Origin of the sequence: Actinoallomurus sp. NBC_01490 (assembly GCF_036227085.1) — a bacterium.
In the GTDB taxonomy this organism is placed as follows: domain Bacteria; phylum Actinomycetota; class Actinomycetes; order Streptosporangiales; family Streptosporangiaceae; genus Actinoallomurus; species Actinoallomurus oryzae.
In genome coordinates this window covers 10107172-10130694 of record NZ_CP109433.1, presented here as the reverse complement: position 1 = coordinate 10130694, position 23523 = coordinate 10107172, and the positions used below count along the sequence as shown (strand labels likewise).

Here is a 23523-nt window from a genome sequence, read left to right as displayed (position 1 = left end):
CCAACAATGTGGATTTCCGTGCCGGGCGCCGACCCGCATCGAATAGCCTTTTACGCGTGAGCCTGCGCCTCTACGACACCGGCACCCGTACCATCCGCGACTTCGTCCCGCTGACGGCGGGCCGGGCGGGTGTGTACGTCTGTGGTGCCACACCGCAGGCCGCGCCGCACATCGGACACATGCGCTCCGGTGTGACGTACGACCTGCTGTACCGCTGGCTGCTCGCCTCCGGGTACGACGTGACCTTCGTCCGCAACGTCACCGACGTCGACGACAAGATCATCAACGTCGCCGCGCAGACGGGCGTGCCGTGGTTCGCGGTCGCCGAGGCGAACCAGCGCGTGTTCAACCGCGGGTACGACGTGCTCGGCTGCCTTCCGCCGACCGTCGAGCCGCGCGCCACCGGGCACGTCCCGGAGATGATCGTGCTGATGCGGCGCCTCATCGAGCAGGGACACGCCTACAACGTCGGCGACGACGTCTACTTCGACGTGCTGTCCTGGGCCGACCGGTACGGCTCGCTGTCGAACCAGAAGCTCGACAACATGCGGCCCGCCGGCGACTCGGTGGGCGACGAGCGCAAGCGCGACCCGCGCGACTTCGCGCTGTGGAAGGGCGCCAAGCCGGGCGAGCCGAGCTGGGAGACGCCGTGGGGCCCGGGCCGTCCCGGCTGGCACCTGGAGTGCTCGGCGATGGCCACCAAGTACCTCGGCCCGGCCTTCGACATCCACGGCGGCGGCGTCGACCTGATCTTCCCGCACCACGAGAACGAGCTGGCCCAGTCCACCGCCGCCGGCGACGGGTTCGCCCGCTACTGGATGCACAACGGGCTGCTCACGGTCGCCGGCGAGAAGATGAGCAAGTCCGTCGGCAACGTCGTGCTCCTGTCCGACCTGCTGGACAAGGCACGCCCGGCCGAGGTGCGCTACTACCTCGGCGCGGCGCACTACCGCTCGAAGATCGACTACACCGACGAGGCCCTGCACGACGCCGCCGCCGCGTACCGCCGCATCGAGGCGTTCGTCGTACGCGCCGTGGAGATGGCCGGGCGCGTCGAGGCCGGCGCGGTTCCGCAGGCGTTCGCCGACGCGATGGACGACGACCTCGGCGTGCCGCAGGCGCTCGCCGTCGTGCACGAGTCGGTCCGCGAGGGCAACACCGCGATGGCCGCCGGCGACAAGGACGCCCTCGTCCGCGTCCTCGGCGAGCTGCGCGCGATGCTCGGCGTCCTCGGCCTCGACCCGCTGTCGCCGCAGTGGGAGAGCGCCGGCGACGACCTCAGCGACGTCGTCGACGCGCTCGTCTCGGTGGCGCTCGAACAGCGGCAGGCGGCCCGCACCCGCAAGGACTACGCCGCCGCCGACGCGATCCGCGACCGTCTCGCCGCCGCCGGCGTCATCATCGAGGACACACCACGCGGTCCGCGCTGGGAACTCAAGCGCTCCTGAGACGGTTGGTGGGCAGGAGTCCGGGGACGTAACGTTCGAGAGGCTTACACCCACACCCCACCGCATCCGAGGTGGTCCAGTTGTTCGAGCGGTTCACCGACACCGCCCGCCGCGTCGTGGTCTACTCCAAGGAAGAAGCCCTGCTGCTCGACCACGACTTCATCGGCACGGAGCACATCCTGCTCGGCCTCCTGCGCGACGACACCGAGACCGCCGTCCAGGTGCTCACGTCACTCGGCGCCGCGCTCGCACCCGCGCGCGTTCAGGTGGAGGCGATGCTGGGCCGCGGCGAGAAGCCGTCCGTCGCCGAGATCCCGTTCACCGCGCGGGCGAAGAAGGTGCTCGAACTCTCGCTGCGCGAAGCGCTGCAGCTCGGCCACAACTACATCGGCAGCGAGCACATCCTGCTCGGGCTGCTCCGCGAGGGTGAGGGAGAGGGCGGTGGCACGGAGGTGCTGCGCCGGCTCGGGGTCGACACCGAGGAGCTGCGGCGCGGCGTCCTGGCCGTACTGCGCTCCGGCCAGCGGCAGCGACGGCCGTCGCCGGGCCTCTTCGGCGTCGGAGGCGGGGCGGGCATGTCCGCGATCGAGAGCCGGCTGACCGCGATCGAAGATCGTCTGGAGCGCATCGAACGGCTGCTGCGGGACGGTTCGGGCCGCGACTCCGCGTAGTCTGTGGCCGGGGGCGGGATCGCCCCGGGCACCAGCGGAGGACACGGATGGCCAAGCGTCGCAAGAAGGGGTCGAGCCACACCCCGAAGGCCGAGGACCGGCACTGGTACGGCAAGCGCCAGACGGCGCGCGCCGCCAAGTCGGCCACCCGGACGGGGACGGCCACGACCGGCCCACGGCGCGAGTCGGCCACGGCCACCGCCGACCGTCCGCCCCGGCGGTCCGCGCCGGACGGCCCCGAGCTCGTCACCGGCCGCAACCCGGTCGTCGAGGCCCTCCGGGCCGGCATCCCCGCGAGCACGCTGTACGTCATGACGGGCGCCGCCGACGACCGCATCCGCGAGTCGATCAAGCTGGCGACCAACGCGGGCGTGCCGCTCCTGGAGACCGGCAAGGCCGAGCTCGACCGGCTCACCGACCGCGCCGTCCACCAGGGCATCGCCCTGCAGGTGCCCGAGTACGACTACGCGCACCCCGACGACCTGCTGCACCGCGGCTCGCCCACGCTGATCGTCGCCTTGGACGGCGTGACCGACCCGCGCAACCTCGGCGCCGTCGTACGCTCCGCCGCGGCCTTCGGCGCGCACGGCGTGCTCGTGCCGGAGCGGCGCGCGGCCGGCGTCACCGCCGGAGCGTGGAAGACCTCGGCGGGCACGCTCGCCTCGGTGCCGGTCGCCCGCGCGACCAACCTCGTACGGGCGCTGAAGTCGTACCAGAAGGCGGGCGTGTTCGTGGCGGGCCTCGACGCGCGGGGCGCGAACGGCATCGACTCCCTGGACGCCGCGACCGGCCCGATGGTGCTCGTCGTGGGCTCGGAGGGCAAGGGCCTGTCGCGGCTGGTCGCCGAGACCTGCGACCTGCTCGTCAACATCCCGATGCCGGGCAAGGCCGAGTCGCTGAACGCCGGCGTGGCGGGCGGCATCGCCCTGTACGAGATCGCCCGCCGCCGCGCGTCGTAGGGCGTGTCTCAAAGCCCCGCTGTCCTACTGCGCGGCGCGGACTTTGAGACGCGCCCTAGTGGGTCAGCTGGTCTGGCCTGTGCCCTGGCGTACGCAGAGGGCCCTGGAGCCGCCGAGAGTGCGGACGGCGTTGTAGCCGGCGCCCTGCGGGCAGGACTCGGCGCTGTCCGCCCACCGTACGACCGTGCCCCAGTGCGACTCGGAGCAGGGAACCTCCTTCAGGCTGGAGCTGGCCTCCGGGTCGGAGATGCAGTCGCCGGCCCGGAAGAGCCCGCCGCCCTGCCCCACGTCGCCGGGGTGCGGCGCCTTGATGTTGCGGATGCACGCGACGTTGTCGGTGAGGGATAGGTGCCCTTTGGTCTGGTCGACCTTGACCATGGCGTCGGTGTCCTCGGGGCAGTCGGTCGGCGTGAACCCGGTCAGCCCGGCGGAGGTCATCTTGGTGATCTTCGCCGCGGCGTCGGACGCGTCGCAGCCGACGCGGTGGAACGACTTGCCCTCCACATCTCCCACATGCCCGGCGGGCGTCACGCACTGCCCCACCTTCCACTCGCCGGTCGGCGCCGAGGTGTCGGGGAGCAGGTTGGCGACCACGATGAGCAGCACGATCACGATGGGCGCGGCGATGGCGAGGGCGACGATCCTGCCTCGCTTGCTGCGCTGCGGGGGTGCGTACGGGGGCACTCCCGGCCCGCCCCAGGGCGCTTGGGGGCCGCCGGGGAAGCCCTGTGGTCCCGGAGGGCCCTGGTAGGCACCGGGCGGGCCCGGAGGCGGTGCCTGGTGTGGTGGTCCTTGGGGCGGCGGGCCCTGGGGTGGGGGACCTTGGGGCGGCGGGCCCTGCGGCGGGGGTCCCTGGGGCGGGCGTCCCTGGGGCGGGGGTCCCTGCCAGGGGCCGGGAGCGCCGTGGGGGCCGTTAGGGCCGTTGGGACCCGGCGGTGAGGGGGGCATGCTCATGCTGAGGGATCTCTTTTCGCGTACTACGTATGATCCGGCGAGCCGGTGGAATGCCCCCGTCACATTAGCCGAGGCGTATCACAGTTTTTCTCATCGGTAGTCGGCGACGTCCGCCTCCTTCTTGTCGCCGAAGTAGACCTCGGCGAAGTACCGGCTCGCCTCCGGCTGTGAGCCGTCCAGGTCGGTGAAGCCGTAGTGCTTGGCGAGGACGCCGGACGAGAGCGCCTGCCCGGACCAGCGGGCCCGGTCGGGGTCGGCGGCCAGGGCGGCGACCGCCCGCCCGATGTAGCGGGGCGTCTCCGAGATCGCGAACCACCGGTCCTTGGCGATGCCGTCCCGCCAGGTCTCCTCGGTGACGCCGAAGTGCTCCAGCATCTCTTCGGAACGCAGGAAACCGGGCGTCAGCGAGACGGACGTGACCCCGTACGGGTCGAGCTCGTCCTTGAGCATCTTGCCCAGCCGGGTCAGGGCCACCTTGATCATGTCGAAGAACATCGAGCCCCGGTACCGGTCGTTGAACATGTCGTCGCCGTCGGTGATCTCGACCACCAGGCCGCCCCGCCGCCGTACGAGCAGCGGAAGCAGGGTGTGCAACGTGATCAGATGCGTCTCGAGCCCGTTGCGCAGCGCCTGGAGCCCCTTGTCGAGGTCGTGCTCCCAGAGCGGTTTCCACTCGATCCACTGGTCCCCGCCCCAGGTGTCGTCGACGAGGATGTCGAGCCGCCCGTCCTGCTCGGCCTCGATCCGCGCGGCGAGCGCCCGTACGTCCTGCGGGTCCATGTGGTCACAGCGCACGGCGATACCGCGGCCACCGGCCTCGGTGACGAGCTCGGCGGTCTCCTCGATCGTCTCCCGGCGGCCCAGCGGACTCGCCTCCCGCCGCGTGCTCCGCCCGGTGACGTACACGGTCGCCCCGGCCGCACCCAGCTCGACCGCCATCCCCCTCCCGGCACCTCGCGTGCCGCCGGTGACCACCGCGACCTGTCCGTCCAGCGTCATGTTCGTTCCTCTCATGTCATCCGTTTCTGCTGCGCCAGCCGGCCACGATCGCGTCGAGGTCGGCCTTCATCCGCTCGATGAGCCCACCGCGCGGCCGGGCCGACCAGTGAACGGCCGTGCCGTCGGCCGTGGCGGTGAGGATCCGAGCGGCGACCTCGGGCGGAGGCGCCTCACCGAGCCGCCCTTCGTCCTGCTCACGCCGAACGAGCACGGCGACCTGGGCCTCCATGACCGCGTAGAACTCGGCCATCAGCGCCCGAAGCTCCTCGTCGGCGAGATCGAAGGCGAGCTGAGCGAGGTTGTGCGCCGCGGTGTGCGGGTCGTCGAGCGGCGCGTACGCGGAGACGAGCGCGTCCACGGGCGAGCCCTCGTCCGTCATGCCGGTACGCATCTGCTCGATCGCCGTCCTGGTCATGGCGACGAGCAACCCGTGCTTGGACCCGAACCGCTGAGCCACCGTCCCCACGGCCACACGAGCCTCCGCGGCGACGTCGGCCAGCTTGAACGCCGGCCCGAGCCGTCCGATGACGAGAGCGGCGGCGTCCAGCAACCGCTCGTCCGTGATCTCCCTGGGGCGTGCCATGGGATTATTGAATCACGATTCATTAATCACGCGAACACGAGGCCGCGAGCTGATCGCCGACCAGCCCATCCGCCCCGCCGCACGCGCTATCGTGGTGACGCTGCAGGAAGCAGGCCTCCGTAGCTCAGCTGGCAGAGCGTCCGCCTTGTAAGCGGCAGGTCGCCGGTTCGAATCCGGCCGGAGGCTCGTGTTGGCCCGGGGGGACGACCCCCCGGAGCCCCCCGATGTGAGGGGCTCCGCCCCCCACAGCCCCCCACTGGCTGGTGTCGGAGGAGGGGTTTAATCAGAGCACCTCGGCCACACATGACTCGCCTCGCGTGGGCATGAGCGGTGTGGTCGCTCGCAGTCAGGCGTCGTTCTGCGGGACGACGCTGAGCTGGTCGGCACCTGGCCGAGCCGCGCCGAGTTCCACCGCTGGCCGCCCGGCGAGCTCAAGGGCCTGCCGTACCAGCATCACTGCCGGGTGTTGGAGAAGATGTGCCCGGGTTGGACCGCCGACCAGCTCTTCGAGCCCGGCGCCATGGCCCTGCCGGAGACGGCGATCGCCGCATCGCCGATCGGCACCCGGCCGTACGTGGAGAAGGCCTTTGCGGGACCGGGCACGCTCGTCCATCGATCTCTGCGGCCGTGTGGAGCCGGACCGGGTGAAGCAAGTCTTCCTCAGGTGCCACGGGTACCCCAGCACGGGCTTCTAGACATCCCAGTCGTCGTCATCGGTCCCGTCGTCCGCGTCCTTGTAGGGTTCGATGAAGAGCATGCGGTATTGGTCGGCCGTGAGCTGATTAGCGCGCCAGAATTCATACCAAGCCGGCCGTCTGCCGGCCTGATTCTTTTCCCCAGCCAGTTCGGCCGCCACCTTCTCGCCTTCACGGCTGCCGAACAGACCTTGGTCCGCAGACGCGGATGCGATCGCTGCGGTGATCAGCCGTTCGGCATGTTCGATGTTAACGACGTTGATCCCCGCGTTGTGTGCTCGCTTGATGCGTGGGTCGGTCGTTTCATCGGCGGCGATGACGAGGCGCACGGTCTTTGTGACGTTCGTCGCCACGGTGGCTCCGTGCTCGGCCGCCAGGTCGACCAACTCGACCAGCTTGGCCTCGGTGGCTTCTTGGTCGGAGCTGATCGGGACGATGCGCCAGCCTTTGAGCGGGCCGTTGCGGCGGGAGCGTGCGGCGGCGGCCGCTTCTTCCAGATCGCGGATGAGGTGGGTGGCGGCCAGACTCTTGGCCGCGCGTTGCAACTCCCTCAGTTCGGCTGGTGTGACGGTGCCGTCGGCTTCGGCTCTCCTCCTGGCTTCGGCGAGGAACTGCTCGTGGACCTGGCGTGCCGTGGTCTGGGTGAGTCCGGCTCGGGCGGCGACGATGGCCAACTGCTCAGCCTCGTCGGCGACGATCTTGCCGTCCGCGAGGGCGTGGGCGAGAAGTGCCCGATAGCGAGCCAACCCTTCGGACCGCGGTGCGGGGGGCGTGGCCATGAGAGGGAGCCACGCGGTGAGGGTGGCCAACCACCCCTCACTGCCGCGTCTGAGCTGTCCCGGACGAGGAGCGATCACCTGTGTGGGTGGGACTGCGGGCAAGGGGACAGGCGCGGGGCCGTACCAGGACAGGCGTTGGGGTGCCTGATTGATGAGAGCCGCCAGTACCAGCCCGGTGGCGCGGGTGTCACCCAGCGCCGTGTGCTGGGCGGCCGGCCACTCATCGGTGACCAGCGTGGCGATGTCGGGGAGCCGGTAGGTGTAGCGGTCGAGGTGGAAACGGGCGGCCACCATGGTGCACAAGGCAGGAACACCTTGGAGGCGCAGGCCCATGCGGCCGAACTCGGCCACCAGGAAGCGCTGGTCGTACTCCAGGTTGTGGCCCACCACGATCGCATTGCCCAGCCGTGCCAGGACGTCACCGGCTACCTGCGGGAACGTCGGAGCGCCGGAGACGTGCGTGTCGGTGATGCCGTGGTAGACGTCGTTACGAATAGGGGACGCAGGGGAGATGAGCGTGGCGTACTCGTCAAGGACCTCGCCATCACCTCGCATCCGCACCACCGCGATCTCACAGACCCGCGCTCCGCGTTCCGGGCGGAGGCCGGTCGTCTCTACGTCGAGCACCGCGAAAGTCAGAGCCCTGGGGTCGATGCCCGCGCCACGAGTCAGCGCACCATAGGTGAACATCGAACCTCCAGCTACACGATCGCCGACCAGCAAACCGATCACCTTCACTGCAACCGGCGAAGCGTTGACGCCGGGTCGCTATGTCAGGACTACCTACTGTCCGAATGTGGACGGCCCTAGGACGAAGGTGTGCCACCATTCATCGCCAATCGGCACTGCTAACGCCCCCGGATGACAAGGAGGCTGGACGGACGTGGACTCACCTGGACGGTCGTGAAGTTCGGCGCCAGGTCAGCGGACGGGCCGGACGGCCGTGGACGGCGCGGCTTGTCCCCGGGCAGCGGGGCGTGGCTGACGGCAACGGTGACGGCAACGACGGCAACCAGGACAGCCACCGGCGTACGTTCAACACCGTCGTCCTCGGCGGACGGTGCGCGAGCTGGGGTGTCCCTATTCCTTGTAAGCGGCAGGTCGCCGGTTCGAATCCGGCCGGAGGCTCGTGTTGGCCCGGGGGGACGACCCCCGGAGCCCCCCGATGTGAGGGGCTCCGCCCCCCCACAGCCCCCCACTGGCTGGTGTCGGAGGAGGGGTTTACTCGTTCTTCTACGGCGAGCGCGGCGTCGAGAACTGTCTGATCTGAGCGCGGTGATAACGCATCGGCGAGATCCGCGTTCACGGTGTCCCGCCACTGCTCAAGCTCTACGTCCTCAACACGTGTACGACCTGATGGGGAAGGAAGCCATGTCAGGCAATCGGGCTGCCTAGACTCCGGGGCATGGATCTCAAAGAGGCGTCGTACATGTTCCTTAGCGAATCCACTCCGTACGCAGAGCTGCGAAGCGTCGCCCAAGCCGCGTATGAGGACTTCTCCGCCGGTCGGGAAGTCCCCTACGTCGCCCTGAAGGGCATGTTCGTCGAGGCCAGCCGCAAAGGCGTGCTGGGCAAACTCAAGAAGAGATACGGCTACGACACGTTCTGCGACATGGTCATCGTGCTCGGCCGCGAGACAGATCGCCAGCGGACCATCGCCGGAAAAGCGCCCGTCAGAAGCCGCTAGGTGTCCGACAGAACAAACGCCTCCGGCGGGGGCGCTCCGGCCCGGGGACGACCCGACACCGCACGTGCTGGATCGGTAGTCAGGGGTTGAGGTGGAAGCCGGGGCATCCCCTCCGCCGACATCCCAGGCGAAGCCAAGCGGACCAGGCTCTGCGTCTACGGGTCGAGATCGTTCGTTCGTGGGGCGCTCTGCCCCGACCCGTAGGGCCTGGCCGCTTCGCGAAGGGCGGGACGACGGCGTATTGGATGACCCGACAGGTGGAAACGTAGGCGACGCCGCCCCGCGTACTCGCTACCCCGCCGGCTACGCTCCCGCCGCGGTTCCGCCGCAGTTCAGACAGATAGACGGCGTGAAATGCGCTACCGCCCTCCGGAACAGGGTGCGCGGTTCCAACTGGACGAGGTTTAAGCCCGGTGTTGTGTCGATTTGGGCTCTGGTGTGCGAGGCGGAGAAGATGAGTGGTGTGCCGGACCGCTTTGATATCGCCCTTGAGATGGTGGCCGCTTGCCGCGGCCGGAGGGAAGCCTGGGATTTTTTGCGTCGCTTCACCGAGGTCTGGGCGACCTGCCTGGATGAGTCGAGTGGCTGTGATGACCAGGAGCTCACCGCAGCCGAACGGCGTCTGGGGCTGACCTTGCCGGCGGCAGTCCGCGAGGGCTATGCGCTTTTGGGGCGGCGCGATGACCTCACCAGTAACCAGGACACCCTGCTGCGGCCGGATCAACTGCAGTTCGATGGGACAGGCCAGGTGCTGGTCTTCCGCGTCGAGAATCAAGCCGTCGCGTACTGGGGCATCGCCGCGGAAGACCTGCGACTGGACGATCCGCCCGTGGTCTTTCAACTCAACGCCTCCCGCAGTGCTCCCCAGCCGTGGAGACGCTTCCTCGATCGCTTCTCCCTCGCTTGTGTGGAGATGGTCTTGGCCGAGCACCGAAGCGACCATCACGACAACCGGGCGTCCGATCAGACCACCCTTGAGCTCCTGGAACGCCATTACACTCGGTTGGCGATGCCGGACTATCCACTGTGGGCCGGCACGGACTACCCGATGCCGGCCGATCCGGAGGAGCCGCCGGTCCGCTGGTTCGCCGGCCGCGATGTGCTGATCCGAGACGACAGCCGTCAATGGATGTGGGTTGCGGCCCGAACGCCTGAAGCCCTTCAAGCCGTACGTCACGCCATGCCCGGCGATTGGCTCATGGCGCCACCGACCGTATAACAGGGACCGACGCTCGGGCACCGTCTGCATGTGCCGAGAGCCCGTTTCTAAATCCGGAACATACGCGGAATGCGTCGGCGGCTCCGGAACACCGGTTCGCAGTCCGCAACTGTAAATCCGCCGGCGATAGGGAAGCTGACGGCAACGACGGCAAGCTGGGACAGCCACCGGCATACGTTCAACACCGTCTATCTCGGCGGACGGTGTGCGAGCATTGATGTCCGTATTCCTTGTAAACGGCAGGTCGCCGGTTCGAATCCGGCCGGAGGCTCGGTGCCGGTCCGGGGGGACGACCCCCCGGAGCCCCCCGATGTGGGGGGCTCCCGCCCCCCACAACCCCCCACGGATTGGTGTCGGAGGAGGGGTTCTAATGGCAAGCGCCTCCGGCGGGGGCCTCAGGCTCCCGGAATGGCACGCGCCGGATCGCGAGCTGGGTTAGTTGGAAGCCTGGTCATCCCGCCCGCCTTCGTCCCAGGGCAAGCCGAGCTGACCAGGCCGGAGGGGTACAAGATCGTTCGTCGACGGGGCGTTCCGCCTTGCACGCCTAAGGCCTGGCCCGCTCCCCGATGGATGGGACGAAGGCGGACGGGATGACCAGGCGGGGGACGTGTGCGTGAAGCCACGCCACACTACGGACATGACACGCGATCCCGACCGCTATGCCAACGGCCAGAACACCCGATGGGACCTGGCGGCCTACAGCACTCAAGATGACCATCTGTGCGGACAGTTCCCGATCACTCGTGAGCAGTTCATCCGTGTCCGGAAGTTGTTCGACTACGGCGATGACGAGTGGTTCGCCAACTCCTACCCGGTACGACCGGAGCTGTGGCCCCAGGTGATCGAGATACTCTCCCGCCCACCGCCCGAGCCCGACAAGGAGTACTTCATCGAAGGTACTGCCACCGACTACTGACGCCGCCCAGCCGCAAGAGCGACGACACCGCAGCCAGGAAGTCGGCCCAGGCAATTATCGTGCGTATTAGCCAGGGGAACCAGGGGTCAACAGCGGTCACTCCTGATTACCGCCGGCCGCAGGTCAGCGCCCATCCTCACGGAGAACCGGACGATTCCTAAGCTGGTACTGCGGATTTGATTCCCGTCATCCGCCCTCATAACGAAGGTCCAGACCAGCAAGCCGACACTGCCGGAGTCGCGGACGCGGTGGCTCTATGCTCGCCCTCATGGCATCGAGCGATACGGGCCCATTCCTTCTTCCGCCGGGTCTGCCTGTGGGGCAGTACATACCCAGTTGTTCGCCGTTGTTCTGGATATCTGATGCTCCTGTCAAAGAGCCTGTGACGTGGTGGTCGCGCTGCCAGAAGCAGGTGGACAGCACGAACTTGCGCCCTGTCCTCTGCCCCTGGCCCAGTCACCCGCGTCAGCCCAAGGTTCCTCCGGCCATCTCCGAGGTCCAGCTGGAGGCAGAGCTGGAGGCGTCCTGGCGTTCCTACCGGGCCATGCAACTCCGTCGGCAAACCAGGGTGCCGGATGCCTACGTGCCGGATGACGTTGAGCCGTTCGAAGACGATCCCGGCCCGCCCTACGATCAGTGGCCCGGACTCGCACCCGAAACCAGGGGGCCCAGTGCTCTCACCCCCGAGGAGGCGGCACGGCTGGCCCTTGAAGAGCTGATGGCCGATCCGTACGGCCACGGACAGGGCAGCCACCTGGCCTTGGTGCCTGCCGGCCGCAGCGCCGACATTCCGGTTGCGATGGGTTGGGATGCCGACGCACCGCTGGAACAGCTCTGCTGGATGCTGCGCAGCTGGGAAGATCGTTTTGGTGCGTGCGTCGTCGTATTCCAAGGCTCGTCGATCTTCGTCTCGGTCGCCCGCCCACCGCGCACATTGGAACACGCGACACACATCGCTTTGGAACACGTTCTGACCGGCGCGGATAACATCAACGATGGAACGACGCCGTTTCCTCGATACGCCGCGTCCCTCATCGATGCTCACCTATGGCATTTCTGGTGGGACTAGGCGAGTTGATAGCGCAAAGTCTCCCTCAGGCCGACGGCGCGTGGCTCCCAGGAGTCACCCGGGCGAACGGTTTTGTGAGCGGACGGACGGAACCGAACGTCTCAGACGGAGTCATCCGAGCGTGCGAACTGATCCGAACGACTTCGGAGAGCGTTTGGGTACCTGCGGATCAGAAGGTCCGCCGATCGGGTCCAGGTTCGGCCCTCCGGGCCATTAGCCATGGTGAACAGGGGGCAGCGGCGGTCACTCGCGGCCTGCCGCTGGTGTCCCACACCTCGTCCCGCAAGGCTTCGCTCCTGACGGACAGACAGACGTAGATCGGTTTCACGTTGCCGATGAGGCGGCTGTCGTCCGGTTCCTCATCGATGATGCCGGTTGCGTTGATTGCAGTGGTCGTCAGCTCGCTGACGAGCAGTTCGACGGTGTCGGCCATCGACTCCAGCTGCCGCGTACCGAGTAACCGACGGGCATACGAACGGGGCTGCTGACCGACCGTTCGGGGCAAGGCCGGCCCCAGTAAAGCCGACCTGCAGGTGCTCGGGGCTAGGGGCGCTGAGGTTTGTCCGCCGACAGCCGGATGATCGGAATCGGTGGCACGGCCAGCGGACGCGGCGGTGGCGATGTTCTCAGGGTAGGGAGCAACTTCTCAAGCTGCGTCCATTCGCGTGGCCTGGACGAGGACCCGAACTCGGCGATCGCGGTGCCGATGAACCGCGCCTCGAGGCGCTCGCGCTTGACCTCGGTCTCGTGTATCTGCACCGCCATCTCAGACATCACGACCCCGTCCGCGCCGACCATGGCGGCCTCATGCCTAGCGTTGCTCACGGCGAGCGTGCGAGCGGCATCGAGCGCGGTGGTCCACTGCTTCATCTCCTGGCTGGGCGCGAACCTCCTCGCCTGCCCCCCGACCGTGCGACGCTCGTTGATCCACAGCATCGACGCGCCGACCACCAGGCGGACGGGAACCCAGCCGGCGTTAATCAGCGTGACGAACTCCTGCGCGTCCAGGTGCGAGGAGAACGGCTCAGGTGAACGTACCCGTCCCCGGGCGCGGACAGCCGTACCCCGGACCTGGAACGCTCTCGTGCGCTGCTCGCCTTTAAAGGGCCCGATCTCCACGTTGACGGCGATGATCCCGTCGCCACCGAGCGCCCGGCACTCGAGCTCCATCGCGCGCATCGCCTTACGCCGGGCGGCGTTGAGCACCTGGTCCCCAGGGCAGTCGATGGTGCGGGAATAGCGCTCAAAACTGGTCCGCAGCCCGGGGTCGAAGGAATACACCGACACCCCCATGACCTGGCCGACCGGCTCGAACCCCGCGGCACGCACGCAAGCGAACCCGTCTACGGACAACCCCGAGGTCCACGTGCGGCGGGGTTCGCGCCCGACCGTGCGCCGATCCTGCTGAGACCCCATACGACCTCCGGCCCGGATCACATCCCGCGCCATGATCGCACCCAGCGGTCCGTGGCGGCGATGGGGAGTACGGGCCTCAGCCGTGATCACCTCACCAGCAAGGACACGCCGTCTACAGGCACGTCGCCATCGAGGGGCAGTTGGGTGCCTACGGATTTGTGGGTGTGTTTTCCGGCGGTTCTGGGTGGACTGCCGTCAGGATCGGTGTCGACGATACCGGGTGACTCACTACGGATCTGGCCGCGAGACCGCGTGCCCTTCGTCTGACCTGTCCCCGGGGTCGCCGGCGTCGGCCTGGCCCACCGTGTTGTCCTGATCAGAAGCCTGTCCGCCTCGTTGGCGTGACCCATCACAGATATGCCACTCGGTGACTCCTTCCAGGCCGGTGCCGACATCGGCCCCTGACCCTGGAAGGAGACGCGAGGCCGGATGACCATGCTGGCAGAGGTGATAGGCGCTCTGTCGGGCGCGTAGCCGCCGCATGTCACCGCTTCCGGCCCCTGTGCCGTCGGAATCGACTACGCCGTTTCAACCTCGTCGACCCAGGTGACGCAGGAGCCTTCAGCGGGTGGCGCGCTCATACTCGGCAGTGCGTACCGAGCGCGAGCGCGTAGTCGGGTTTCCGGCCACGCCCAGCAGGCACACCGCCCCGGCCGCGACGGCCACCGCTGCCAAGAGGAGCGCGCCCGGCTGGAGGCCGACAACGGCCACGAGTGCGCCCGCCACCGGCATGCTGAGGCTCTGCGTTGTCGATTCGGCCGTGGAGATCACACCCGAGACCCGGCCCAATTTCCCCGTGGGGGCGAGCCGCTGCAAGGTTGTGGCCGCGACCGCGTAGAACACGGTGTCGCAGACACCCCAGACGAACGCACCGAGGTAGGCAACGAGAACCCACGGCGTGCCCGTGGACAGCGCCGCCGCCAGCCCGCAGCTGACCGCTCCTGCCGTCAGGAGCCACATTGGCGACCGGATCCCCGGTACTCGGCGGCGAATGACCGGGAGCAGCAGCCCGGTCACGACCGCTCCGATCCCGGTCGCTGCCTCGAACCGTGCGAACTGGGACGACGGCTGGTGCAGCACGTGCCGTGTGTAAAGCGGCTCGATGACCAGGAACGCCCCGGACGTGAAGATCACGCCCATCCGGGCCAGCGCGATAGCGCGCAGTCCCGGCTCCCGGGCTACTGCGACCGCGCCGACCATGGCGGTGCGGAACCACGACAGCCCGTACACCGGACGCCTGGTGGCCGTTGCCCCGGCGTTCCGCGGCTCCTCCGGCAGCGGGAGAACCGGAAGCGGGATGAGGACCAGAGCGCCCACCAGGTACATGATGGCGTCGGCGGTGAACGCGATCCGGAATCCCGCGGTGGCCATGAGGACGCTGGCCGCTAGCGGCCCTGCCACCTGCCCGATCGAGGCGGTGACGCCGAGGAGGGAGTTAGCGGCGAGCAAGTCATCGGACTCGACGATTCGTGTCGGGAGCGCACTGCTCGCGGGGCTGCACAGTGACCGGGCGGCACCGCAGGCGAGTGCCATGATGTCCAGGGACGTCAGCGATCCCGAGACGGACATCCCCAGCGACGCGGCGGCGGAGCATGTGTAGCCGATGATCAGCATGGTCCGCGGGCCGAACCGGTCGGTGAGACCGCCGGTGAACGCGGTGAGTACTACGGGCGGACCCGACCAGCACAGAGCCGTGAGCGAGATGCCCGCCGGGTTGGCGCCGAAGTGGTAGGCGGCGAATCCCCACAGGACAAGGGACGCCGCCCAACTGCAGACCCAGCCGGCCGACTGGCCGACCAACAGGAGGGCGAAGCGCGGATCACGGAACGAAGGACGAACCGGGTGCGCCGGGATACGGCGGCCACCGGAGAAAACAGGCATGAAAGAAGGCCTCCACGCGGAGCTGCGACGATTGAACGCTGCAGCCGCGGCGTCCCGCGCGCGAAGGCCCTGAAGCAACCCATGTACGCCTGCGCTCAGCCTCTTCTATGGGCTGTTGCTACAGACTGGGCGGTGGAAGAAGATCCAGGCTCAGGCGAATCGCACGGATGACGCGGCGGCGTGGATGGCCTTGATATTTATCGCTGTACCTCCGTGGTCGGCTCTTACACACCGCAGTATGCGGGCACCAGACACGCGGCGCAACTTACGAGGCTCGCGGAGAACCGGCCAGCCGTAAGGTCGTGTTCCGTACTCGGCAGGCCAGAGCCGCTACCGACCTTCGGCAGAGGCCTTGTGAGACGCGGACGCACGGCTAGCTGGCGGCTACAGGTAAGAGGTCCACCGCATCTGGGCTCCGCCTGGCCGAGTGCCGTCCGTAGCACCGTCCGCATGATTCCGATGCTGTTGGCGCTGTAGCCGGCCTCTCGTTTGGCCTTCCACAGTTTGTCGAGATCCACGACGGTGAGCTTGGTCAGCCGCTTGCGCCCCAGCGCGGGGGCCAGGTGGAACCGCACAGTGTCGTTGTAGTCGTCCTCCGTGGACTCGGCCACCGTGCCGGGAAGGTTGATCATCAGCCAGCGATCAAGGCGGCGGCGCAGGCCGCCCGCTCCGGCAGGCCCTACGGGCGTGCGGCGGGGGACTCAGGCTCGGGGATGGAGAGGGGCCGCACGCGGCGCAGGGTAGTCGGTGGGTGGGGTGGAAGCGATGTTGTGGCGTGGAACGCGATCGACTCCCGTGCTCAGGACCTCGGGTGGTCCCAAAGGATCTCCACCTTCTTGAGGTGGTCACGATCGGCCCGGCACGCATATACGGTCCGGTCCGCACCGATGCCTCCGGCGACCAGCGGCGACACCGCAGCCGAGCTGTCGGCCTCGTACGAGGCCCTACCGGGAATCTGCACCCGCACACGCAAGCGGTAGACCTCATCACCGTTGATCCGAGAACGCGCGTCCCGTTCCCTGAGGATCTTGGCAGTGCAGTTAACCGCGTGGGCGCTGCCAACCCGGGTGGGGACGATCTTGTGGTGACTCAAGACGACAAAGGATATTGCCCAGCCGAGCCCAACAGCGACGAGCATGATGAACACGCCGCCGAAGGCATCGCCGGGCTTGCGCTCACGTATCGCGTCCACGAGGCCGGACAGCCCCATGGCGAACACGCCCAGCACGACGATGCCCAGGAGGATATTGACGATCAGGACGTCGATCACGAGATCAGATTAGATTAGTTGCGATCTTCAGCCCCCTTGACCTGGACCGTGCCGAATCTGGCCCGTGTTTGGCCCGCGAATGGTGGTATAGGGCTGCACGCGGTGATCATTCATGGCACTCGACAGCACGGCAACGCTGAAGCCAGACGATGCAGGCCACAGTAGGTTTTCGCTGATCAGGTGTGGCAACGGGAGACGCCCGACGATCAAAGCGTGTGTTCCTTAGGAAACCGTGGCTCCCGGGCGGATGGAAGTCCAGGTCAGTGGGGGAGCCAGTGGAGGGTCGCCGACCTTCTGCAAAGCCGCCGGGGCTGGGGAGGCTGACGGCAACGACGGCAACGACGGCAACCGCGGACAGCCACCGGCATACGTTCAACAGCATCTACCTCGGCGGATGCGGCGCGACCTGGGGTGTCCGTATTCCTTGTAAGCGGCAGGTCGCCGGTTCGAAGGTTGCCGGCTGTCCGGGTGAGGGCGGCGGTGCCGGCGACCGCAGCCAGCGCGGCCATGGCCGGCACGAGGTGGCGCAGGAGTGCCGGGTAGTTCTGACCTGGGAATGGTCCAGCCCGAACGCGTCTTTTCCGGTTTGGAAGTCCTCTTCACCTAGCGCCGTGGCTCACCGGCGCCAATGCTCAGGTTCCCATTGCGGCATCAGGTCGCCGGCGTGGTAGTACGAGGGTTCTCGCGAACTCACCAGGGTGGAATGCATCTCGCCCTCATTGCGGTCCGCTCTCGCACTACGGGGATCACCTCACTCCGCTACTCGCCAGGGCGGAAACCTCTGGTCCCCATTGCGGTCCGCTGCCCACGCCGTACGGGTTCGGTCGCCGGCGACCTCACCAGGGCGGAACGCTCTGGCCTCCGTTGTGCCACGTCATAGCCGACCGGTTCGCCAGGCTTAAGGAGCCCACCAGGGCCAAACGCTCTGGTCCCCATTGCGGTGTGCCGGTCATCGGTACGACCGACGTGCCCTAGTAGTCCCTCATCAGGGCGGATCACGGTCCCTATTGCAGCGCCGACCATTTCCACGACCACGACCTTACCTTTAGCCGGCTCACCAGATCAGTGAACTGCGGCGGCGACTTTGGTTGGTACGGCAGTCCGAGATGGGCGGGTCGAGCAGGGGTTGCAACGTGAGCACGCCTCAAACGCCGATGACAAGATCACGATCTCGGACTGCCGTACTGGCCCTCTCTGACCTGCGCAAAGGTGAGCCGCCTGAGCGGAGGTATAAGCGGGAGATCGCCCGCCAGGCGACGGCCGATGGGCCGGCGTTGACGGTGGCCGGTGTCCGGGCAGCGCTGAAGTTGGCAACCGTGACCGCCGTAATCATGAGTTTCTTGATCAAGCGCTGGTGCCGGAGAAGGGGTTCTAGCCGACCTCTTTCATTGGAAGATCCTGGCGATCAAGCATCTCGCTGACCGCTGCCAGGGCCAGTGCCGGGACAGGTGAAGGATGAGGCGGCGGGCGGAGCGTGGGACGACACCCGGAGTTCCATGATCTGAGGGGCTCTCGCCCCCATGGGCTGAGGTCTGAAGGAAGCGCTCAGCCGAGGTCGACAGCCCGGAACCGTCCTCCGGTGGAGACAGAGGATCCTCAGCGGCGGTGGACGCTGATGGCATAGCCGCCGTCGTCGTAGGGGTCAGCGTCCCAAGTGGCGAAGCGGTCGACGAAGGTGAGGCCGGCCGCGGCGCAGTAGGCGTCGTACTCCGGCAGGGTGATGCCGGGTGGTACCGGCAGGTGAGCCTCGTCCAAGCCGAATCCGGCGACCATCAGACCGCCCGGGCGCAGGGTCGCGGCCAGGCGAGTGACCACCGCGGACTCGGTGCCGGCGGCGAGAAGCGGGAAGATGTTGCCGGCGGCGACCACGAGATCGAAGTCCGCGGCCATATCGACCACCGCCGGGTCGAACTCCGCCAGGTCAGCCTGGATCCAGGGCAATTCCGGCGCCTCTTTCCGCGCTACCGCCAGCATGGACGGATCAAGATCCACCCCGACGCAGTCGTACCCGAGCTCCGCAAGGCGGATCATGACTCGCCCGGTGCCGCACCCGGCGTCCAGCACCCGTGCTCCGGCGGGAACAAGTGCGGCGCAGAACCGCGCCTCACCGTGCATGTCCTTGCCGCTGGCGGCCAGAGCCGCGAACCGCGCGGCGTAGTCCTCCCCAGACGTCCCACCGGTCAGCTCGTCCCAACGACTCATGGCGGCAAGCATATTGAGCGGGTTTCCGCTCTGCTGTAGCCCATGGGTCGAGCGGCGATGAGCCGGACGGACGCTGAGTTGCTCGTGCTCCGTCACGAGAAAAGCCGTGCTGTGCCGTCATGTCCCGTGTACTCGCCCTCCGATGCTCCGGCGTGGACGGCGCTGGCTCCGTCCGGCCGCGCCGATGGGGCGGCCCGAGTACGGAGGGTTCACGAGCCTGGGTGGTCTGGTCGAGACCGAGATCCGGCCTCGCAGGTCCGACGGGCGTATCTCCACACGCTTTCGAAGTCGGCCTCAGTAGAGGGCTTGAGGTCGTAGTCGTCCGACGACCGAATAGACCACTCTTGCGGCATCCCGTAGGTTTCGTAGTACTCGTCGACCGCGGAACCAGTGCCCCATCCGCTCATCATGACGGAAGCCCGGTACTCTCCAGCCGGAGCGAGGGCGTCGTCCTAACCGCAGACACACTCCGGCCGTTCGGGCGGCCCAACGTGCGGTAATTTGCATCCCTAGCATTTGAATATTGCCCGAACCGACGCCAAAGGTGCCGCGATGTACAGTCGCCCCCCTCAGCCCAGACGAAAATCGAGCTGGCGGAATCTCGAAGACCGTACGCTCCGGCTCGCATTCACAGCGACGTTTGTGGTGATGATCGTCGTCTGCTCATTGACCCTTCCACACTATGTGGGGTCATGGTCATGGACCGAAAATCATGTGCACGAGGTGAGCGCCGTGATCGGGGGGATCATCGCAGCCACTGCGAGTTTCCTGGTGCTCGGTCTGATCCGGCTGATACGGAAATCACGTCACCCCCGCAACCTGGTCTGAGGGGGCCTCCGGCGGGGGTACTCCGAGCCCGGGACTGGCCCGCCCAAACATCTAGCCGGTCAGTGGTTGAGGTGGAACCCGGGTTGGCGTTCGGAGGTGGCCGTGTACGGTCACGCCGCCAACCGGCGGGCCGTGGGGGCGCGTCCCTGTTGCGGAAACCTCAACAGAACCGGGGGAAGCATGCCCAGAACACGGATGACCCTGGCGTTGCGTGGGCCGCTGGTAGCGGTCACCGCGGCGGCGCTGACGTTCACGGCGAGTGGAGTCGCGCACGCGGCCCCGGCAGCCAAAGCCTCCGCGGACGTGGCGGTCGAACTGAGTGCGGACCCGCCCGTCGTCGGTACTAGTTATGGCACCACGGTCACGGCGACGGTTCGCAACCAGGGCGACCGCCCCGCTCGTGACCTCAAGTTGAAGATCACTATGCCGTCCGGCTTCGAGCTCTTCGGCACAAGCTCGTCGTCCGCCCTGCCCTGCACCCCGGCCGGGCAGGTGGTGACGTGCACGGGGACCACTGACCTCGCCGCGCACGCCACCGAGTACCCCATCACGCTCAGTCTGGAGGCGACGGCGCCCCCGGGCACCGACGCGGACTTCGACGCGAGTGTGACGACGACGTCACGAGAGTCCGACACCTCCAACAACACGGCGACTCAAACCGTACAGATCGTCGGCGTCGGCACCGTCCAGGGGAACGTCTGGAACGACCTCAACGGCGACGGCCAGCGCGAACCCGGAGAACCGCCCCTCAACGACATCACCAGCATCCAGGTGATCAATCCTGACGATGGCGACGGCTCGGGCGTCAGCAACATCTTCGACGGCTACTACTCCTTCTGGGACGTGCGCGCGACGCGGAACATCGTTCGTGTCACCCTCAACGGGGCGGGTCCCTGGACGTTCACGACACCGAATGTCGGCGACGACGCGACGGACTCCGACATCAGCGACGTCTCGCAGACTGGATCCGTCATCACCGGCGACAGCGCCGAATTCAACGTCACCGCGGGTGGCGTGGTGACCATCGACGTCGGTCTGGTGGCCAAGCCCCAGTGACGGGCCGGCCGGTCGGTCACCAGCCGGCGCTGGAGACCGGCCGGCTCCGCCACGAAGAGGCCGGACGGTTTTCCCTCCAGGCGCCAGGTCGTGAAGAACAAGGGCACGGTGCGTCCGGTGTGCGACCTGATGGCGGAAGAAAGCAGTCCCGGCTGATGCTTGCCGCCCGAAGACTCACCGGGGGCCGAGTCCCGTCTTTCCGTCGATCAGCTCGCGCACGATGTCGAGATGGCCCGCATGGCGCGCGGTCTCCTCGATCATGTGGAGAACGATCCGCCGTAGGTCAGTGATCTCTTTTCCGAGCGGATCAGGGTGACGCCCGCGCGGAGGCGTCGACAGTGGCATCGAGGCGAGGATCGCGTTCGAGCGCTCGCACTGGGTGCGGTAGAACTCGAAGACCACCGATGGTGGCCGTGAGGTGATCAGTGGCGTGTGGTCGTCGGGCCAGGGCAGCGGCTCGGCGGAGCCGGTGGCGATCTCTTGGAACCAGTGCCGCTCGGCGTGGCCGAGGTGTTCCACGAGTCCCAGAGGTGTCCATCCCGATGGTAGGACCGGGGTTGTCAGGGTTTCGGTATCGAGCCCGTCGATGATCGCCAGAACGCTCGCGCGTTGCGCCTCCAAGAACGTCAACAGTGCGTTCTTCTCGCCGTCGTCCATCCAGCCCATGCCCTTCCTGATCGCCCGGTGAAGAGGGGCCGGGGATCTCACGCCGGCCATCGCCGGCGCCTGCCGGACGGTAGCAGGCCGGACCGTCAGTCTTCCCGCGGCCGTGTACGCCCGTCGCCCGATTCCGCATGGTCGGCAGCCCGGACGGCACCCGCGTCCACGTCACCCACCAGGGTGCGAACACCCGTGCCGCCGGTTCGAACCGCCGCATTGAGGGCGCGTGACTCGCGGAAATTCGCTGGCGAGCCGGCTGTCCGAGGACCACCATGGCCCGGGTGAGCGACCAACCCCAGCGGTGGAGCCGGGCGAACGTCTACCCGGACATGTGGGTGGATCCGGACGAGGATCCCCGAGACAACGCCGGAGCCAGCCCCGACGGCGAGCTGGCGACGCTGCAGGACTACCTGGCGAACTACCGGCTGACCCTGCTGATGAAGTGCGAGGGTCTCACCTCGGAGCAGCTGGCCCGCCGGTCGGTGCCGCCGTCGACCATGTCGCTGCTCGGCCTGCTTCGGCACCTCGCCGAGGTCGAACGGGACTGGCGCGGCTGGATCCTGCCCGGCGACCCTCCGCCGAAGCTGTACGACGCCGACTTCGACGGAGCGGTCGCCGAACAGGCGATGGTCGACGCCGCGTACGCCGATCTGGCCCGTGAGCAGGCGGCCACCGACGCCGTGCTGGCCGAGCACCACGATCTGAGCGTACGTCTGGGGAAGGACGCCATCGCCGTACGGGAACTGCTGGTGCACCGGATCGAGGAGTACGCGCGGCACTGTGGCCACGCGGATCTGTTGAGAGAGTGCATCGACGGTCGCGTGGGCCAGTGAGGCGTTGAGCGCGACGCCCCGGCGGCCTCCGGTTCACCTGGGCAGATGGCTCAGCTTCTCGGGCGTGAGGATGGCGAACAGCTGCCCGATGCGTCCCTCGGCGTCGTACTGGAAGAGGTAGACGACCCTGCGTACCGGCGTGTCGATGACCAGCGCCGGGGCGTGGTTGTACCAGGCGTGCCGGACCTCGGTGCGGGGGTCGAAGCGCTCGAACACCTTGGTGACGAGCCGGCCGACCTTCTCCGCCCCGTGGACGGGGTGCCGTCCCGCGCGAGCCGTGCCGTTGCCGTCGGTGGTGAGGGTCACGTCCTCGCGCAGCAGCGACTCGAGCCGCCCCAGGTCACCGCTGCGGGCGGCGGCGAGGAAGGCGTCGACCAGCGGTCGGGCCGCCGCCGCGTCGAGGGCGCTGACGTGCGCCGGGGCGGTGACCGTACGGCGGCGGGCGCGGCTGAGCAACTGACGGCAGGACGCCTCGCTACGGCCCAGGATCGCGGCGATCTCGGCATAAGGGACATCGAAGGCCTCGCGCAGCACGAAGACGGCCCGTTCGGCCGGGCCGAGCCGGTCCAGGAGCAGCAGCATGCCGACGGACGCCGACTCGCGCAGCGCCGCGCTCTCGGCGGGATCGTCCGGGCCGGCCGTGGGCAGCGGCTCCGGCAGCCACGAACCGACGTAGAACTCGCGCCGCGCCGTCGCCGAGCGCAGCCGGTCGACGGCGAGCCGGGTGGTGACCGCCGTGAGGAACGCGGCCGGGTTCGCCACCTCCGCGCGGTTCGCCGCGCTCCAGCGCAGGTACGCGTCCTGGACCACGTCTTCGGCCTCGTGCACCGAGCCGAGCAGCCGGTAGGCGAGCGCGAGCAGCATCGGTCGGTGGCCGAGGAAGATCTCCTCGTCGGCCCGGGCCGCCGCGTCCGCCACCGTACTCAACGCCGCGGCCTCACGTGCGCGTGCGTCGCGACGGCCAGCCGGTTCCACCCGTTGATCGTAACGATCGCCATCAGAACCCTGACCAGCTCCTTCTCGTCGAACTGCTCCGTCGCCGCGGCCCAGACGGCGTCCGGCACCCCCTGCGGGCCGAGCCTGGTCACCGCGTCGGTCAGCGCCAGGGCAGCCTGCTCGCGCTCGGTGAACAGGTGCGGTGCCTCGTTCCACGCGCCGACGACGACCAGGCGCTGCAACGTCTCACCGCGCTCGGCGGCGTCGGCGGAGTGCAGGTCGAGGCAGAACGCGCAACCGTTGAGGTGGGAGGCGCGCATCCAGATCAGCCCGCGCAGGGTCGGGTCGATCTGGTCGGCGCCGACCTGGTCGAGCCGCAGCATGGCCTGCCGTGCCTCGGGGTCGACCCGCGCCCAGGCGAGGCGGGTGCGAATGGCCTGCGGCTGTTCGCTCATGATCTGT

General features: G+C 68.1%; 22 protein-coding genes and 1 tRNA gene. 10 read left to right on the top strand and 13 right to left on the bottom strand.

From position 1 onward, the window contains the following. Positions 1-56: 56 nt before the first annotated feature. The 3 genes from cysS to rlmB all read left to right on the top strand — a co-directional run bounded on the left by cysS (position 57) and on the right by rlmB (position 3078). On the top strand, positions 57-1448 hold the full coding sequence (cysS, locus tag OG417_RS46520; RefSeq protein ID WP_329243762.1) for a cysteine--tRNA ligase: 1392 nt from the start codon (positions 57-59) through the stop codon (positions 1446-1448). Between the two features lie 80 nt (positions 1449-1528). Then, positions 1529-2119, top strand: a complete 591-nt coding sequence (locus OG417_RS46515; protein WP_329243760.1) for a Clp protease N-terminal domain-containing protein — start codon at positions 1529-1531, stop codon at positions 2117-2119. Positions 2120-2166: 47 nt separating this feature from the next. Beyond that, positions 2167-3078: a 23S rRNA (guanosine(2251)-2'-O)-methyltransferase RlmB gene (gene rlmB, locus OG417_RS46510; RefSeq protein ID WP_329243758.1), complete on the top strand. Its 912-nt coding sequence runs from the start codon at positions 2167-2169 to the stop codon at positions 3076-3078. Between the two features lie 63 nt (positions 3079-3141). On the opposite strand, the gene OG417_RS46505 is transcribed toward rlmB, so the two are convergent. The 3 genes from OG417_RS46505 to OG417_RS46495 form a co-directional block, all read right to left on the bottom strand. Continuing rightward, positions 3142-3762 (bottom strand): hypothetical protein, encoded by a 621-nt coding sequence (locus OG417_RS46505; protein ID WP_329243755.1) that lies wholly within the window; start codon positions 3760-3762, stop codon positions 3142-3144. 360 nt (positions 3763-4122) lie between these two features. After that, positions 4123-5031 (bottom strand): SDR family oxidoreductase, encoded by a 909-nt coding sequence (locus tag OG417_RS46500; protein ID WP_329243752.1) that lies wholly within the window; start codon positions 5029-5031, stop codon positions 4123-4125. 16 nt (positions 5032-5047) lie between these two features. Further along, a complete protein-coding gene (locus OG417_RS46495) occupies positions 5048-5614 on the bottom strand; it encodes a TetR/AcrR family transcriptional regulator (protein WP_329243749.1) in 567 nt (188 codons plus the stop codon). 113 nt (positions 5615-5727) lie between these two features. Here OG417_RS46495 and OG417_RS46490 point away from each other — a divergent pair. Continuing rightward, a tRNA-Thr gene (locus OG417_RS46490) sits at positions 5728-5800 on the top strand. 267 nt (positions 5801-6067) lie between these two features. Here OG417_RS46490 and OG417_RS46485 read toward each other — a convergent pair. Both OG417_RS46485 and OG417_RS46480 read right to left on the bottom strand, forming a co-directional pair. Further along, positions 6068-6217 carry a hypothetical protein gene (locus OG417_RS46485; RefSeq protein ID WP_329243746.1) on the bottom strand — a complete coding sequence of 50 codons (150 nt, stop codon included), beginning with the start codon at positions 6215-6217 and terminating at the stop codon, positions 6068-6070. An 88-nt stretch (positions 6218-6305) separates the two neighbouring features. Beyond that, positions 6306-7778, bottom strand: a complete 1473-nt coding sequence (locus tag OG417_RS46480) for an exonuclease domain-containing protein (RefSeq protein WP_329243743.1) — start codon at positions 7776-7778, stop codon at positions 6306-6308. Positions 7779-8493: 715 nt separating this feature from the next. On the opposite strand from OG417_RS46480, the gene OG417_RS46475 reads away from it, so the two are divergent. The 4 genes from OG417_RS46475 (at position 8494) to OG417_RS46460 (ending at position 11979) form a co-directional block, all read left to right on the top strand. Further along, positions 8494-8775 carry a hypothetical protein gene (locus OG417_RS46475; RefSeq protein ID WP_329243739.1) on the top strand — a complete coding sequence of 94 codons (282 nt, stop codon included), beginning with the start codon at positions 8494-8496 and terminating at the stop codon, positions 8773-8775. A 454-nt stretch (positions 8776-9229) separates the two neighbouring features. Beyond that, positions 9230-9994: a hypothetical protein gene (locus tag OG417_RS46470; RefSeq protein WP_329243736.1), complete on the top strand. Its 765-nt coding sequence runs from the start codon at positions 9230-9232 to the stop codon at positions 9992-9994. A gap of 637 nt (positions 9995-10631) precedes the next feature. Further along, positions 10632-10910: a hypothetical protein gene (locus OG417_RS46465; RefSeq protein ID WP_329243733.1), complete on the top strand. Its 279-nt coding sequence runs from the start codon at positions 10632-10634 to the stop codon at positions 10908-10910. Between the two features lie 412 nt (positions 10911-11322). Continuing rightward, positions 11323-11979, top strand: a complete 657-nt coding sequence (locus OG417_RS46460) for a DUF4253 domain-containing protein (protein ID WP_329243731.1) — start codon at positions 11323-11325, stop codon at positions 11977-11979. A gap of 169 nt (positions 11980-12148) precedes the next feature. Here the strand turns inward: OG417_RS46460 and OG417_RS46455 are convergent, their stop codons facing one another. The 5 genes from OG417_RS46455 to OG417_RS46435 all read right to left on the bottom strand — a co-directional run bounded on the left by OG417_RS46455 (position 12149) and on the right by OG417_RS46435 (position 18748). Continuing rightward, a complete protein-coding gene (locus tag OG417_RS46455; protein WP_329243728.1) occupies positions 12149-12412 on the bottom strand; it encodes a hypothetical protein in 264 nt (87 codons plus the stop codon). A 110-nt stretch (positions 12413-12522) separates the two neighbouring features. Next, positions 12523-13428, bottom strand: coding sequence for a heavy metal-binding domain-containing protein (locus OG417_RS46450; protein ID WP_329243726.1), 906 nt, complete (start codon positions 13426-13428; stop codon positions 12523-12525). A gap of 528 nt (positions 13429-13956) precedes the next feature. Then, positions 13957-15276 (bottom strand): MFS transporter, encoded by a 1320-nt coding sequence (locus OG417_RS46445; RefSeq protein ID WP_329243723.1) that lies wholly within the window; start codon positions 15274-15276, stop codon positions 13957-13959. 799 nt (positions 15277-16075) lie between these two features. Then, positions 16076-16546, bottom strand: a complete 471-nt coding sequence (locus OG417_RS46440) for a hypothetical protein (RefSeq protein ID WP_329243719.1) — start codon at positions 16544-16546, stop codon at positions 16076-16078. Between the two features lie 1596 nt (positions 16547-18142). Further along, positions 18143-18748 (bottom strand): class I SAM-dependent methyltransferase, encoded by a 606-nt coding sequence (locus OG417_RS46435; protein ID WP_329243715.1) that lies wholly within the window; start codon positions 18746-18748, stop codon positions 18143-18145. Positions 18749-19771: 1023 nt separating this feature from the next. Here OG417_RS46435 and OG417_RS46430 point away from each other — a divergent pair. After that, positions 19772-20632, top strand: a complete 861-nt coding sequence (locus OG417_RS46430) for an SdrD B-like domain-containing protein (protein ID WP_329243712.1) — start codon at positions 19772-19774, stop codon at positions 20630-20632. Positions 20633-20806: 174 nt separating this feature from the next. Here the strand turns inward: OG417_RS46430 and OG417_RS46425 are convergent, their stop codons facing one another. After that, positions 20807-21289: a DinB family protein gene (locus OG417_RS46425; RefSeq protein ID WP_329243710.1), complete on the bottom strand. Its 483-nt coding sequence runs from the start codon at positions 21287-21289 to the stop codon at positions 20807-20809. Between the two features lie 284 nt (positions 21290-21573). Between OG417_RS46425 and OG417_RS46420 the strand changes: the two genes are divergently transcribed. Then, entirely contained in the window at positions 21574-22125 is a 552-nt protein-coding gene (locus tag OG417_RS46420) for a DinB family protein (RefSeq protein ID WP_329243708.1), read from the top strand. Positions 22126-22158: 33 nt separating this feature from the next. Here the strand turns inward: OG417_RS46420 and sigJ are convergent, their stop codons facing one another. Both sigJ and OG417_RS46410 read right to left on the bottom strand, forming a co-directional pair. Further along, a complete protein-coding gene (sigJ, locus tag OG417_RS46415) occupies positions 22159-23100 on the bottom strand; it encodes an RNA polymerase sigma factor SigJ (RefSeq protein WP_329243704.1) in 942 nt (313 codons plus the stop codon). Further along, a complete protein-coding gene (locus tag OG417_RS46410) occupies positions 23049-23516 on the bottom strand; it encodes a carboxymuconolactone decarboxylase family protein (RefSeq protein WP_329243701.1) in 468 nt (155 codons plus the stop codon). Before OG417_RS46410 ends, sigJ begins: the two co-directional genes overlap by 52 nt. Between the last annotated feature and the right edge of the window lie 7 nt (positions 23517-23523).

Coding starts and splice junctions, on each gene's coding strand:
- rlmB (WP_329243758.1), top strand. CDS start 2,167: ATGGCCAAGCGTCGCAAGAAGGGGTCGAGCCACACCCCGAAGGCCGAG.
- OG417_RS46500 (WP_329243752.1), bottom strand. CDS start 5,031: ATGACGCTGGACGGACAGGTCGCGGTGGTCACCGGCGGCACGCGAGGT.
- OG417_RS46495 (WP_329243749.1), bottom strand. CDS start 5,614: ATGGCACGCCCCAGGGAGATCACGGACGAGCGGTTGCTGGACGCCGCC.
- OG417_RS46480 (WP_329243743.1), bottom strand. CDS start 7,778: ATGTTCACCTATGGTGCGCTGACTCGTGGCGCGGGCATCGACCCCAGG.
- OG417_RS46475 (WP_329243739.1), top strand. CDS start 8,494: ATGGATCTCAAAGAGGCGTCGTACATGTTCCTTAGCGAATCCACTCCG.
- OG417_RS46470 (WP_329243736.1), top strand. CDS start 9,230: ATGAGTGGTGTGCCGGACCGCTTTGATATCGCCCTTGAGATGGTGGCC.
- OG417_RS46465 (WP_329243733.1), top strand. CDS start 10,632: ATGACACGCGATCCCGACCGCTATGCCAACGGCCAGAACACCCGATGG.
- OG417_RS46455 (WP_329243728.1), bottom strand. CDS start 12,412: ATGGCCGACACCGTCGAACTGCTCGTCAGCGAGCTGACGACCACTGCA.
- OG417_RS46450 (WP_329243726.1), bottom strand. CDS start 13,428: ATGGCGCGGGATGTGATCCGGGCCGGAGGTCGTATGGGGTCTCAGCAG.
- OG417_RS46445 (WP_329243723.1), bottom strand. CDS start 15,276: ATGCCTGTTTTCTCCGGTGGCCGCCGTATCCCGGCGCACCCGGTTCGT.
- OG417_RS46435 (WP_329243715.1), bottom strand. CDS start 18,748: ATGAGTCGTTGGGACGAGCTGACCGGTGGGACGTCTGGGGAGGACTAC.
- OG417_RS46430 (WP_329243712.1), top strand. CDS start 19,772: ATGACCCTGGCGTTGCGTGGGCCGCTGGTAGCGGTCACCGCGGCGGCG.
- OG417_RS46425 (WP_329243710.1), bottom strand. CDS start 21,289: ATGGACGACGGCGAGAAGAACGCACTGTTGACGTTCTTGGAGGCGCAA.
- OG417_RS46410 (WP_329243701.1), bottom strand. CDS start 23,516: ATGAGCGAACAGCCGCAGGCCATTCGCACCCGCCTCGCCTGGGCGCGG.